Consider the following 11,578-nt stretch of genomic DNA (forward strand, 5'->3'; position numbering starts at 1 on the left):
CCGCATGGATGAGAGTTCGGTGATGCGCGCCCGCGATGTGGCCAGAAAGGCAGGCGTTTCCGCCTCTGCGGTCAGCCGCGCGTTCACGCCCGGCGCCAGCATCGCCCCCGAAACCCGCCGCCGCATCATCGAGGCCGCCGAGGAAATCGGCTACAAGCCAGACCTGATCGCCCGCAGCCTCACCTCGGGCCGCTCGAACATCGTCGGCATTGGCGTCGGCAATCTCGAAAACCCGTTCTTCGCCGATTCGCTCAACCAGCTCTCCGCCGCCTTCGCCACGGCAGGCCTGCGCGTGCTGCTGTTCCCTGCGACCGCACGCGGCGCATCGGAAGCGCAAGTCCACGAAGTCCTGCAATACCGGCTCGATGCGCTCGTCCTGCTCTCGACCAACCTGTCGTCCAGCCTCGCCAACCAGTGCCGCAACGCGCAGATCCCGGTGATCATGTACAACCGCACCACCGCCGATCCGGGCCGCGTCTCGTCGGTCACCGGCAACAATCGTGGCGGCGCGCGCGCCATCGCCGCCCACCTTGTTGCCGCCGGGCACCAGCGCCCCTGCTTCATGGCGGGGCATGACGACGCCTCGACCAGTGCCGCGCGCGAGGAAGGCTTCACCGGCTTCTTCCGCGATCGCGGCCTGCCCGCCCCGATGCGCGAAGCTGGCCACTTCACCCGCGAAGGCGCCGCTGCCGCCACCCGCCGCCTGCTCACCCTGCCCGAGCCGCCCGACGCGATCTTCTGCGCCAACGATCACATGGCATTGGCCGCAATAGACGTCGCCCGCGCCGAATTCGGGCTCGATGTCGGGCGCGATATCTCCATCGCCGGGTTCGACGATGTGCCCATGGCCAGCTGGCCCTCGTTCGCGCTGACGACTTATGCCCAGCCCACCGCCGAGATGGTCGAGGAAACCCTCGCCATCGCCCGGGCGCTTGGCGAAGGCGTGACCGAGCCGGTGCACAAGGTCATCGAAGGCCGCCTTGTCCTGCGCGGCAGCACCCGGCGTCTGCCCGGCGGTGCAAAGCATGACTGACGCCCCAGCCCCCCGCCCTCCGCGCGGCTCCGGCCGCCGCCTGCACGGCGCGCTCGCGGCCAAGCTTGGCACCGCCATCGTCTCGGGCGAATATGCGCCGGGCACCACGCTTTCAGGCGAAGTCGCCTTTGCCGAGGCGCTCGACGTCTCGCGCACCGCCTATCGTGAGGCGATCCAGGTGCTCACCGCCAAGGGCCTTGTCGAAAGCCGCCCCAAGACCGGCACGCGCATCCTCCCGCGTGACCGCTGGAACCTGCTTGATCCCGATGTGCTGGCATGGAGCTTCGCCAGCGTGCCCGACGTGTCGCTGGTGCGCAGCCTGTTCGAACTGCGCGGCATCATCGAACCCGCCGCCGCCAGCCTCGCCGCAAGCCGCCGCGACGATGCCGACCTTGCCCGCATGACCGCCGCGCTCGCCGCGATGGAGCGCGAAACCCTCGCCACCGACGCCGGGCAGCAGGCCGACCGCGAATTCCACAACGCCATCCTCCACGCCACCCGCAACGACGCGCTCATCTTCCTCAGCGCAGGCATCGGCGCGGCGGTGCGCTACACCACCCAGTTCAAACAGCGCAGCCTCGTCCAACCCCGCAACGCCATCCCCGACCACGCGCAAGTCCTCGCCGCCATCGCCGCCCGCAAACCCGCCAAAGCCGGCGAAGCCATGCGCAAACTGATCGACATGGCGCTGGACGATACACGCGCGGCGATGGTGGATGGGGGGTAGGGGTGGGTTGGAGGGGCAGGCAGGTTTGACGCGAATGCAAACGAAAGCCGCCGTTCCGGACACGACGCCATTGCGGACATAGGCGATTTCGACAAAACCCACCTCCATTAAGGAGGCGTGCGTGGGCAAGAAGTTGGTTGTGGGGGATGTCTTCCTGATCCCGTTGGACGAGAGACGATACGGTATCGGCCAGTTGGCGGGCAACTGGAAGGGCGAACTATATGTCGTCATCTACGACAAGGTAGTTTCGGCAGAGGCATCCCCTGCCGATGTGGATAACGAGCGGCTTCAGTTTGCCGCTCTCACACTCGACGCGAAACTACATCGCGGAGATTGGCGGATAATCGGCAATCGGAAAGAAAATCTCGAAACCATTCCGCAGCCTTGGTTCAAGGTCGGCGTTGAAGGTCAAGCATATGTCGAAGCCCGCGATAGGTCGATCACGCGCCCAGCGACCGCCACGGAAGCGACCGCGTTGAGGCTTCGGACGGTCGTTGCTCCGGTGCGCCTTGAAAATGCTCTGAAGGCTTTGCACGGCATAGGCGAATGGCATCCGCGCTTCGAAGAACTTCGTGCTGGGTATGCGGCAGAGAGCGCCGATCTGATGCGACATAAATGACCGCATCCCACCCAAAAACAATCGCCAGACCCGATAGACCGGCCACCTGAAAACGGACGGCAATCGTTTCGCCCCGATACCCCGTTCATCCTGAGCTTGTCGAAGGACGAACGGGGTATGCACAATCACCGCCCGCCCGCAAAGGCCAGCGCCAGAGTCAGCACGCCCAGCCCGCCTGCCATCCACCCGCGCAGCGTCAGCCACCCGGCAGGCAGCGCCACATGCCGCGCCAGCCAGCGGTCGATCAGCGGACTGCCCAGCAGCAACAGCCCCAGCACCACCAGCGACAGCCCCGGCCAGTCCCAGCCCACAGTCCACGGCAGCAGCGCGGCCCAGCCCGCAAGGCTGGGGACCACCGCCACCACATAAACATCGCCGCGGGCCAACCCGCCCAGAAGCGCTGCCATCCACCACAAGCCGCCAAGGAACGAGAGGATCAGCGCGGCATAGAAGCACCCCGCCGCCAGCGCGCTCCATCCGAGCGGGCCGCCGCCCATGACCAGCCACAGGCAAATCGCTTGGGGCAACCACCCGGCAAGTCCCAGCAGCACTACCGGCCTTGGCAGTTCGAACATGCGCATCGCTTTCCTACCCCTCAAGGGCGGAAGCAATGGGCGCTTGGGCCTGCGGCATCAACACGGCCACTGGGTCAGGGCCAAGCGCTCAGGGATAAAACCCCGCGAACGGTCCGCCGGTATGGAACTTGGCCCACTGCCCTTCGGGAAGGGCGAGACGGTCGGCCACGGCCCAGAACACTGCCGGGTTCGATACGAAGCCGAAGTGGCTCGAATGGACCTCGATGTTCTCGGTCTGCGGATCGGTCTCGCTCACGCAGTTTTCCCAGGCGGTGATCCCGTCCGAGCGCGAATAGATCGCGGTCGAGGGCACCGGCAGAACATGATGCCCCTTGCCGTAGCGCGCGGTGGACTTCTCCGAACCCGCCTTGTTGCCGGTCAGCAGTTCATAAAGCGCGGTCAGGTTGGTCGCGTGGGGGTTGCCGGTGAACGGGCTGCCCAGCGTGACGATCTGGCGCAGCGCGCCATGGTCGCGCCGCGCCGCCTCGCGCGCGATCACCCCGCCAAGGCTCCATCCGACCAGACTGACCTTGCGGCCGGTAGCGGCGTGAATGTCCTCGATCTTCGCGGCCAGATGCTCGCCGTTCTCGCCCGCCGAATGCTGATCGAGGTTCCACCCCAGATCCCACGGAAACACCTGATAGCCCAGCTTCACCAGATAAGTGCGCAGCAGCACGGTCATCGCATCGCTGGTGGCGAAGCCCGGCAGCACCATTACCGGATGCCCATCGCCCATCGGCGCCTTGCCCAGCGTGGGCCATGCCATCGCCAGCATCGCCGCCTCGGCCATGAAGCGCGGGCTTTCCAGCATCGTCCAGCCCAGTTGCGGGCGCTTGATATCGCTCTTGTCGCGTGTCGCCTGCATTTGAAAACCCCTTTAATGTCTCCATCCAGCATACTGGCAAAAGGGACAACCCTAGCGTTTTGCAGAGTCGGCAAAGTGGCATTCGGGGTGGCTTAAGGGGAAACACAAGGAATCGCTTCTGATCGGGAGAGTAATGCAGGTTACAAGGCACGCCATTGCAGACGGATTGTTCACCGACGAGGCCCAGCCTCGGCTGATCGGCGGACAAGACCGTGACAGCGGGCGGATCGTCTTCCCCTGCCCGCCGGGTGACCGGTTTGCCCCTGTTCCGCTGTCGCGCACCGGCACGTTGTGGTCGTGGACGATCCAGCGTTATCGCCCCAAGTCGCCGCCCTATACCGGGCCGGAAGCCTTCCGCCCCTGGCCGGTCGCCTATGTCGAACTGCCCGGCGAAGTGATCGTCGAGGCGCGGCTGACCAATGTGGAATTTGACGCCATCACAATCGGCATGCCGCTGGAGTTGACCCTGATCCCGCTCGATCCCGATGCAGCCGAACCTGTTCTCATCCACGCATTTCAGCCAGCAGGAACCGAAGCATGAGCGGCGACGTCTGCATCGTCGGCATCGGCATCCACCCGTTCGGACGCACCGATGGCGTGTCCGGTCTCGATCAGGGCGTCAACGCCGTGCGCTCGGCGCTGGCCGATGCCGGGCTGGAATGGCCGGACGTCCAGTTTGCCTATGGCGGCTCGGATTCGGCGGGCAATCCCGATACCATGGTCGAGCGTCTCGGCCTGACCGGCGTCCAGTTCATCAACGTGCGCAATGGCTGCGCGGCGGGCGGATCGGCGCTGTTCTCGGCGCAGATGGCGATCAAGTCGGGCGAATTCGAGATTGGCATGGCGGTCGGCTTCGACAAGCACCCGCGCGGCGCGTTCAATGCCCTGCCGTCGGAATACAACCTGCCGGAATGGTATGGCGATGCAGGTTACATGATCACCACGCAGTTCTTTGCGAACAAGATCACGCGCTACATGCACGAATACGGCATCAGCCAGACCAGCCTTGCCCGCGTTGCCAACAAGGCCTTCCGCAACGCCGTGCACGCCGATCACGCCTGGCGGCGCGAGCCGGTCGACATCCAGACCATCCTCGATGCGCCCTTGGTGTCGGACCCTTATACCAAGTACATGTTCTGCTCCCCTGCCGAGGGCGGCGTCGCGCTGATCCTCGCCAGCGAGAAGAAAGCGCGCGAACTCGGCAAGCCGCTGATCCGGCTCAAGTCCGCCACGATGCGCACCCGCCCGCCGGGCAGCTTCGAAGTCTTTGCGCCTTCGATCGACATCGGCGGCGGCAAAGCCTCTGCCACCCGCATCGCGGCGGCGGACGCCTTCCGCCTGGCCGGGATCGGTCCCGAGGACATCGACGTCGCTCAGCTTCAGGATACCGAAGCGGGCGCCGAGATCATGCACATGGCCGAAAACGGGTTCTGCACGGACGGCGATCAGGAAGCGTGGCTCGCCGAAGGCCGCACTGAAATTCGCGGGGCGTTGCCGGTCAACACCGATGGCGGATGCCTTGCCTGCGGTGAACCGATCGGTGCCTCGGGCCTGCGTCAGGTCTATGAAAACGTCGTGCAATTGCGCGGAGATGGCGGCGGGCGGCAAGTTCCCGGCAACCCCAAGACCGCTTACACCCATGTCTATGGCGCGCCCGGCGTTTCGGCCGTGACCATCCTCGAACGCTGACAAGAACCGATGGACATCGATCTCTCTCCCGAAGAACTGTCATTCCGCGACGAAGTGCGCGCCTTCCTTGCGGCGAAGCTGCCGCAAGACGTCAAGGACGGTGCCGCCGCCTCGCCCACCGTCTTTGTCGAACCCGACATCGGCCAGCGCTGGAACGCCATCCTCAACGAACAGGGCTGGCTTGGCTACCAGTGGCCCAGGAACGCAGGCGGCACGGGCTGGAGCCCGGTGCAGCGCTACATCTTCGAAAAGGAATCTGCGCTGGCAGGCGCGCCCAACCTCACCGTGCTGGGCCTCAAGCTCGTCGCACCGGTGATCTACACGTTCGGCACGCCCGACCAGAAGGCAACCTACCTGCCGCGCATCCTTTCGGGCGAGGATTACTGGTGCCAGGGCTTTTCGGAGCCCGGCAGCGGCTCGGACCTTGCCAGCCTGCAGTGCCGCGCCACGCTTTCGGCTGACGGCACGCACTACAAGCTCAACGGCTCGAAGATCTGGACCACCCACGCGCACTGGGCCAACCGGATGTTCGCGCTTGTCCGCACCGATACGAACGGCAAGAAGCAGGCCGGCATCTCGTTCGTGCTGGTCGACATGAACCAGCCCGGCGTCACCGTCAGCCCGCTGCTGACGCTGGCAGGCGATCACGAAGTCAATCAGGTCTTCCTTGAAGACGTGATCGTTCCGGTCGAGGACCGGGTCGGAGAAGAGGGCGATGGCTGGAAGCTCGCCAAGTTCCTGCTCGAAAACGAGCGCGGCGGATCGTGCCACTCGCCCAAGCTCGAATACGATCTGGGGCAGGTCGAAGCAGACGCTGCAAACGAGCCTGACGGGCGCGGCGGCGTGCTCGCCAATGATACCGACTGGAAGCGCCGCGTGGCCAAGGTCCGCCTCGGCATCCAGTCGCTCGAAATGATCGAACTCAAGATCCTCTCCGAAGTCGCCAAGGGCCGCCCGCCCGGCCCGCAGACCTCGCTGACCAAGCTGCTCGCCTCGAACCTGCGGCAGGACGTCGATCTGCTCGCGGTCGATCTTTACGGCACCGCAGGCTTGCAGCTTGATTTTGCACGGCCTTTCTATGGCGACAATGCCCCTGCCCCCATCCATTCCAAGGGTGCGCAAGTGGCTTCGGCGCGCTATCTCAACAGCCGCGCGTGGACGATTTTCGGCGGAACCAACGAAGTGCAGGCAGGCATCATCGCCCGCACTGTGCTTGGCCTATAAGGGAAGAACAGGATGCAGCTGAGCCGCGAGGCGCTATTGCGCGCCTATCGCCAGATGAAGGTGATCCGCGAATTCGAGGAACGCCTCCACGTCGATATCCAGACCGGCGAAATCGCGGGGTTCACCCACCTCTACTGCGGGCAGGAAGCCGTCGCGGTCGGCGTGTGCGAACACCTCTCGGTCGAAGACAAGATCGTCTCCACCCATCGCGGCCACGGCCACTGCCTCGCCAAGGGCTGTGACGTGAACGGCATGATGAAGGAGATCTGGGGCAGCCGCGAAGGCCTGTGCAAGGGCAAGGGCGGATCGATGCACATCGCCGATGTCGACAAGGGCATGCTCGGCGCGAACGGCATCGTCGGCGCAGGCTCGCCCATCGGCGTCGGCGCAGGGATCGCCTGCAAGATCGATGGCAAGGGCCATGTCGCCATCACCTTCTCGGGCGACGGCGCGTGCAACCAGGGCACCACCTTCGAAGCGATGAACATGGCGGTGGTCACCAAGGCCGCCACCATCTTCGTGTTCGAAAACAACCACTATTCCGAACACACCGGCTTCGAATACGCGGTCGGCACGCAAAAGGACATCGCCAGCCGCGCCGAAGCGTTCGGCATGAAGGTCTGGCGCGGCGATGGCACCGATTTCTTCTCCGTGTTTGAAACCATGCGCGAAGTGCTCGAATATGTCCGCGTTCCCGGCAACGGCCCGGCGGCAGTGGAGTTCGATACCGAACGTTTCTTCGGCCACTTCGAAGGCGATCCGCAGCGCTATCGCGGCCCCGGCGAACTTGATCGCATCCGCGAATTCCGCGACTGCCTCAAGAACTTCCGCAAGAGCGTGACCGACGCAGGCGTGCTTGAACACGCCGATCTCGACGCGCTCGATACCGAAGTTCTGGCAGAAATCGAAGAGTCCGTCCGCCAGGCCAAGGCCGCAGACCGGCCCACCGCCGAAGACGTCCTCACCGACGTCTATATCTCGTACTGAGCCGGGGAGCGGACAAATGGCAAAAATGATGTACCGCGACGCCGTCGTATCGACGATCGCAGAAGAAATGGAGCGCGACGAGAACGTCGTTTGCCTCGGTGAAGATATCGTCGGCGGCATGGGCACGCCCGGCGGGCCAGAAGCCATCGGCGGCATCTGGTCAACCTCGACCGGCCTGTTCGGCAAATTCGGCGCGGACCGCGTGATCGATACCCCGATCTCGGAAAGCGCGATCATGGGCGCCGCCGCAGGCCTCGCCCTGTCGGGCAAGCGCCCGATTGCCGAGCTGATGTTTGCCGATTTCATCGGCGTGTCGCTCGACCAGATCTGGAACCAGCTCGCCAAGTTCCGCTACATGTTCGGCGGCAAGACCAAGTGCCCGGCGGTGATCCGCATGGCCTATGGCGCGGGCTACAATGCGGCGGCCCAGCACAGCCAGGCAGTCCACCAGATCCTCACCGGCATGCCCGGCCTCAAGGTCGTCATGCCCAGCACGCCTGCCGACGTGAAGGGCCTGCTGCGCACCGCGATCCGCGATGACGATCCGGTGATCTTCCTTGAGCACAAGGCGCTCTACGGGATGACCGGCGAAGTGCCCGACGACAAGGAATACATGATCCCCTTCGGCCACGCGCGCCTGACCCGCGCCGGGCAGGACGTGACCATCGTCTCCACCGGACTGCTGCTCGGCTTCTGCGAGGCCGTGGCCGACAAGCTCGCCGCCGAAGGCATCGGCTGCGACGTGATCGATCTTCGCACCACCAGCCCGATCGACGAGGAAGCTATCCTCGATTCGGTCGAAGTCACTGGCCGCCTGATCGTCGTCGACGAAGCCCCGCCCCGCTGCAGCCTCGCCTCGGACATCTGCGCCACGGTGGCCGAAAAGGCCTTCGCCGCGCTCAAGGCGCCGCCGCTCAGCGTCAACCCGCCGCACACCCCGATCCCGTTCGCGCGCGAACTCGAATCTGCCTACCTCCCTTCGACCGACAAGATCGAAGCGGCGGTGCGCAAGGTTCTTAGCTACCGCTGAGGAGCCGCGACATGGCCAATATCCGCCCGTTCTGCATGCCCAAATGGGGCATCGAAATGACCGAAGGCACCATCGCCGAATGGATGATCGGCGAAGGTGACGCATTCAGGAAGGGTCAGGTGATCTGCCTGATCGAAACCGCCAAGATCACCAACGAGGTCGAGGCCGAATACGATTCCGTTCTGAAGCGCCTGCTCACCCCTGCAGGCGATGAGGCCTATCCGGTCGGCGCGCTGCTCGGCGTGTTTGCCGATGCCGATACGCCCGATGCAGAAGTCGAAGCGTTCATCGCCGGGTTCAAGCCCGCCGAAACCTCCGTCGCAGCCAAGTCCGGTGGCAGCGCACCCGCGCCTGCCGCTGCGGCTCCTGCCCCGGTCGCAGCCGCTCCTGCGCGCGCTCCGAAAAAGATCGTCACCAACCGCGCGATCAGCCCCGAAGCCTTGAAGCTTGCCGAAGCCGAAGGCGTCGATATCGAACCCATCGCGGGGTCGGGTCGCAATGGCCGCATCACCTATCAGGATGTGGTTCAGGCCCTGCGCCCCGAAACCGCCGCCAGCTACAGCGGCACGGCTGCGCTGGTCGCGGACAGCCCCGAGGCCTTCGCCTCGCCGCTCGCCCGCCGCATCGCCGCGCATCACGGCATTGCCCTTGCCGGAATCACCGGCACCGGCCCGCGCGGCCGTATCTCCAAGGCCGATGTCCTCGCACTGGTCAAGCCGACGACGGCGGCAACGCCCGTCTTCGGTGCGCCGTTCGAACTCGTCGCCAATGGCGCGGTCATCCAGCCCTTCGACAAGGTCCGCAAGGTCGTGGCCAAGCGCCTGACCGAAGCCAAGCAGACCATCCCGCACTTCTACTTGCGCATGTCTGCCGCGGTCGATGACCTGATCGCCTTGCGCAAGACCGCCAATCTCGTGCTCGGCACAAAAGCGTCGATCAACGACTACATCGTCAAGGCCGTGGCCATGGCGCTGGTCAAGCACCCTGACGTCAACGTGCAGGTCCACGGCGATACCGTGCACAAGTTCCCGCACGCCGACGTCTCCATCGCGGTTGCCAGCCCCAAGGGCCTGGTCACCCCGATCGTGCGCCAGGCAGACCGCATGCACATCGCCCAGATCGCGGCCACCACCCGCGCGCTGATCGACAAGGCCCAAGCGGGCAAGCTCGGGTTCGAGGACATGGACGGCGGCACCTTCTCCGTCTCCAACCTCGGCATGTTCGGGATCGAAAACTTCGATGCGATCATCAACCCGCCGCAGGGCGCGATCCTTGCGGTCGGCGGGCTTAACCGCGTCGCGGTTGAGGCCGAAAACGGCGATATCGCCTTTGAAAGCCGCATTTCGTTCACCCTGTCGGTCGATCACCGCGCCATTGATGGCGCAGCGGGCGCGCAGTTTCTGCAATCGCTCAAGGGCCTGCTCGAAGGTCCGGAAGGTTTGTTCGCATGACCCGGAAAATCTCTCAACTCGGCCCCGTCGGCCAGCTCGCCTACCTGCCGCAGGATTTCGACGCGGCGGTCAAGCACTGGACCGAGACGATGGGCGTCGGCCCGTTCTTCCTGATGGAGAACGTCGCGCTCGGCGATGCCAAATACAAGGGCGTGCCCACCGGCGCAGTTTTCTCCATCGCCATCGCCTATTGGGGCGATGTGCAGATCGAGCTGATCCGCCCGGAAAACGCCGAACCGTCGATCTACTGCGGCGAATATGCCGTCACCGACCAGCTCCACCACATCTGCATCTTCGTTGATTCCATCGATGAAGCCCGTGCCGCCTGCGCCGAAGCGGGCGCGGAAATTCTCGTCGAAGGCACGGTCGGTGAAGACGGCGCGGTGATCTATGTCGATGCAGGACAGGGTCCGGGCGGCGTGATCGAACTCCTCCAGAACATGACCGGCGCCGACGCCATCTTCCAGTCGATCAAGGACGCCAGCATCGACTGGGATGGCTCGGAACCCCTGCGCAAGCTTTGGTGATTCAGGCAGCGGAGGCTCGGCTACACCCCCGTTCGCCCTGAGCCTGTCGAAGCAACGCGCACGCCCTTCGACAAGCTCAGGGCGAACGGATGAATGGAGGCGAACGGCAAAACCCCGTTCGTGCTGAGCTTGTGGAAGCACGCGCGCGGCGCCAGCTCTCACCCGCCCAGCAACCGCGCCTGCAGCAGGCTCGCAAAATCCCGGCGGCTGTCGGCCACCAGCGCAACCGTCGCCGCGCCATCCTCCAGCAGATAGATCACACGGTAGGGCGCGTGCGAGACCTGCCGCCAGTTCCGCTCGCCCAACGCTTCCAGTTCGGGCGGGATCGGCCCGCGTTCGGGATATTCGGCAATGCCTTCGATGGTGGCCTGCAAAGCGTCCAGCAAGGCTTCGGCACCGTCCGTCCCATCCGGACCGCGATGCTCAAGCCGGTTCAGGTAAATCTGGTAGAGATCGTCTTCGGCCTGATGATCGACAATGACCTTGACCCGCGCGGTCATTTTCCAGCCAGTTCCGCAGCCGCCCTTGCGCGAATGCGGTCCGCCATCCCCTCTGCCGGATGCACGTTGCCCGCAGCAATGCTGTCCTTCGCCAGCGCCAGCAGCTTGAGCAGCGCCATCGTTTCCTGCATCTGATAATAGCTGGCGGCGTCCTGCAGCACTGCCTTGGCCTCGCCGTTCTGGGTGATGATCAGCGGCGGCGCGCCTTCGTTCAGCTCGCGGATCACCTCGGCGCTGTGCGCTTTCAGATAGCTGATCGGCTTGATGCGGGTTTCAAGGCCCATAAATTGTGGCTCCGGTCTGAATTCGGACCGAATATAGTCCATCACCCCATGCCTGTCACACAAAAGA

Annotated in this window: 14 protein-coding genes; 10 read left to right on the forward strand and 4 right to left on the reverse strand. The window is 64.7% G+C overall.

Going from position 1 to position 11,578, the window contains the following annotated elements:
• The first annotated feature begins 4 nt into the window (after positions 1-4).
• From RM192_RS18310 to RM192_RS18320, 3 genes are all read left to right on the forward strand, one after another.
• Positions 5-1,033 carry a LacI family DNA-binding transcriptional regulator gene (locus RM192_RS18310; RefSeq protein ID WP_311509094.1) on the forward strand — a complete coding sequence of 343 codons (1,029 nt, stop codon included), beginning with the start codon at positions 5-7 and terminating at the stop codon, positions 1,031-1,033.
• Positions 1,026-1,760, forward strand: coding sequence for a FadR/GntR family transcriptional regulator (locus RM192_RS18315; RefSeq protein WP_311509095.1), 735 nt, complete (start codon positions 1,026-1,028; stop codon positions 1,758-1,760). The genes RM192_RS18310 and RM192_RS18315 overlap by 8 nt, the downstream gene beginning before the upstream one ends.
• A 121-nt stretch (positions 1,761-1,881) precedes the next feature.
• Complete coding sequence (locus RM192_RS18320) at positions 1,882-2,379, forward strand: immunity 26/phosphotriesterase HocA family protein (protein ID WP_311509096.1); 498 nt, start codon at positions 1,882-1,884, stop codon at positions 2,377-2,379.
• A 125-nt stretch (positions 2,380-2,504) separates the two neighbouring features.
• On the opposite strand, the gene RM192_RS18325 is transcribed toward RM192_RS18320, so the two are convergent.
• Together RM192_RS18325 and RM192_RS18330 are read right to left on the reverse strand one after the other, a co-directional pair.
• On the reverse strand, positions 2,505-2,954 hold the full coding sequence (locus RM192_RS18325) for a DUF3429 domain-containing protein (protein WP_311509097.1): 450 nt from the start codon (positions 2,952-2,954) through the stop codon (positions 2,505-2,507).
• Positions 2,955-3,042: 88 nt separating this feature from the next.
• A complete protein-coding gene (locus RM192_RS18330; RefSeq protein WP_311509098.1) occupies positions 3,043-3,819 on the reverse strand; it encodes an alpha/beta hydrolase in 777 nt (258 codons plus the stop codon).
• Between the two features lie 133 nt (positions 3,820-3,952).
• On the opposite strand from RM192_RS18330, the gene RM192_RS18335 reads away from it, so the two are divergent.
• Genes RM192_RS18335 through RM192_RS18365 form a run of 7 tightly spaced genes read left to right on the forward strand, consistent with a single transcriptional unit; the run spans position 3,953 to position 10,727 of the window.
• A complete protein-coding gene (locus RM192_RS18335) occupies positions 3,953-4,360 on the forward strand; it encodes an OB-fold domain-containing protein (RefSeq protein WP_311509099.1) in 408 nt (135 codons plus the stop codon).
• Positions 4,357-5,508, forward strand: a complete 1,152-nt coding sequence (locus RM192_RS18340; RefSeq protein ID WP_311509100.1) for a thiolase family protein — start codon at positions 4,357-4,359, stop codon at positions 5,506-5,508. The genes RM192_RS18335 and RM192_RS18340 overlap by 4 nt, the downstream gene beginning before the upstream one ends.
• A gap of 9 nt (positions 5,509-5,517) precedes the next feature.
• The gene (locus RM192_RS18345; protein ID WP_311509101.1) at positions 5,518-6,732 is read left to right on the forward strand and encodes an acyl-CoA dehydrogenase family protein; all 1,215 of its coding nucleotides are present in this window, start codon (positions 5,518-5,520) and stop codon (positions 6,730-6,732) included.
• Between the two features lie 12 nt (positions 6,733-6,744).
• Positions 6,745-7,719: a thiamine pyrophosphate-dependent dehydrogenase E1 component subunit alpha gene (locus tag RM192_RS18350; protein ID WP_311509102.1), complete on the forward strand. Its 975-nt coding sequence runs from the start codon at positions 6,745-6,747 to the stop codon at positions 7,717-7,719.
• Positions 7,720-7,735: 16 nt separating this feature from the next.
• Positions 7,736-8,749, forward strand: coding sequence for an alpha-ketoacid dehydrogenase subunit beta (locus RM192_RS18355; RefSeq protein ID WP_311509103.1), 1,014 nt, complete (start codon positions 7,736-7,738; stop codon positions 8,747-8,749).
• 11 nt (positions 8,750-8,760) lie between these two features.
• A complete protein-coding gene (locus tag RM192_RS18360) occupies positions 8,761-10,200 on the forward strand; it encodes a 2-oxo acid dehydrogenase subunit E2 (protein ID WP_311509104.1) in 1,440 nt (479 codons plus the stop codon).
• On the forward strand, positions 10,197-10,727 hold the full coding sequence (locus RM192_RS18365; RefSeq protein WP_311509105.1) for a VOC family protein: 531 nt from the start codon (positions 10,197-10,199) through the stop codon (positions 10,725-10,727). The genes RM192_RS18360 and RM192_RS18365 overlap by 4 nt, the downstream gene beginning before the upstream one ends.
• A 158-nt stretch (positions 10,728-10,885) precedes the next feature.
• On the opposite strand, the gene RM192_RS18370 is transcribed toward RM192_RS18365, so the two are convergent.
• Both RM192_RS18370 and RM192_RS18375 read right to left on the reverse strand, forming a co-directional pair.
• Positions 10,886-11,227, reverse strand: coding sequence for a type II toxin-antitoxin system RelE/ParE family toxin (locus RM192_RS18370; RefSeq protein WP_311509106.1), 342 nt, complete (start codon positions 11,225-11,227; stop codon positions 10,886-10,888).
• Positions 11,224-11,511, reverse strand: coding sequence for a type II toxin-antitoxin system Phd/YefM family antitoxin (locus tag RM192_RS18375; RefSeq protein WP_311509107.1), 288 nt, complete (start codon positions 11,509-11,511; stop codon positions 11,224-11,226). The genes RM192_RS18370 and RM192_RS18375 overlap by 4 nt, the downstream gene beginning before the upstream one ends.
• Positions 11,512-11,578 lie beyond the last annotated feature (67 nt).

The sequence above is a fragment of the Novosphingobium sp. MMS21-SN21R genome, from assembly GCF_031846015.1.
In the GTDB taxonomy this organism is placed as follows: domain Bacteria; phylum Pseudomonadota; class Alphaproteobacteria; order Sphingomonadales; family Sphingomonadaceae; genus Novosphingobium.

What these genes read in the sequence shown, in the direction of transcription:
- RM192_RS18310 (WP_311509094.1), top strand. Translation starts at nt 5, where the DNA reads ATGGATGAGAGTTCGGTGATGCGCGCCCGCGATGTGGCCAGAAAGGCA.
- RM192_RS18315 (WP_311509095.1), top strand. Translation starts at nt 1,026, where the DNA reads ATGACTGACGCCCCAGCCCCCCGCCCTCCGCGCGGCTCCGGCCGCCGC.
- RM192_RS18325 (WP_311509097.1), bottom strand. Translation starts at nt 2,954, where the DNA reads ATGTTCGAACTGCCAAGGCCGGTAGTGCTGCTGGGACTTGCCGGGTGG.
- RM192_RS18330 (WP_311509098.1), bottom strand. Translation starts at nt 3,819, where the DNA reads ATGCAGGCGACACGCGACAAGAGCGATATCAAGCGCCCGCAACTGGGC.
- RM192_RS18335 (WP_311509099.1), top strand. Translation starts at nt 3,953, where the DNA reads ATGCAGGTTACAAGGCACGCCATTGCAGACGGATTGTTCACCGACGAG.
- RM192_RS18340 (WP_311509100.1), top strand. Translation starts at nt 4,357, where the DNA reads ATGAGCGGCGACGTCTGCATCGTCGGCATCGGCATCCACCCGTTCGGA.
- RM192_RS18345 (WP_311509101.1), top strand. Translation starts at nt 5,518, where the DNA reads ATGGACATCGATCTCTCTCCCGAAGAACTGTCATTCCGCGACGAAGTG.
- RM192_RS18350 (WP_311509102.1), top strand. Translation starts at nt 6,745, where the DNA reads ATGCAGCTGAGCCGCGAGGCGCTATTGCGCGCCTATCGCCAGATGAAG.
- RM192_RS18355 (WP_311509103.1), top strand. Translation starts at nt 7,736, where the DNA reads ATGGCAAAAATGATGTACCGCGACGCCGTCGTATCGACGATCGCAGAA.
- RM192_RS18360 (WP_311509104.1), top strand. Translation starts at nt 8,761, where the DNA reads ATGGCCAATATCCGCCCGTTCTGCATGCCCAAATGGGGCATCGAAATG.
- RM192_RS18365 (WP_311509105.1), top strand. Translation starts at nt 10,197, where the DNA reads ATGACCCGGAAAATCTCTCAACTCGGCCCCGTCGGCCAGCTCGCCTAC.
- RM192_RS18370 (WP_311509106.1), bottom strand. Translation starts at nt 11,227, where the DNA reads ATGACCGCGCGGGTCAAGGTCATTGTCGATCATCAGGCCGAAGACGAT.
- RM192_RS18375 (WP_311509107.1), bottom strand. Translation starts at nt 11,511, where the DNA reads ATGGGCCTTGAAACCCGCATCAAGCCGATCAGCTATCTGAAAGCGCAC.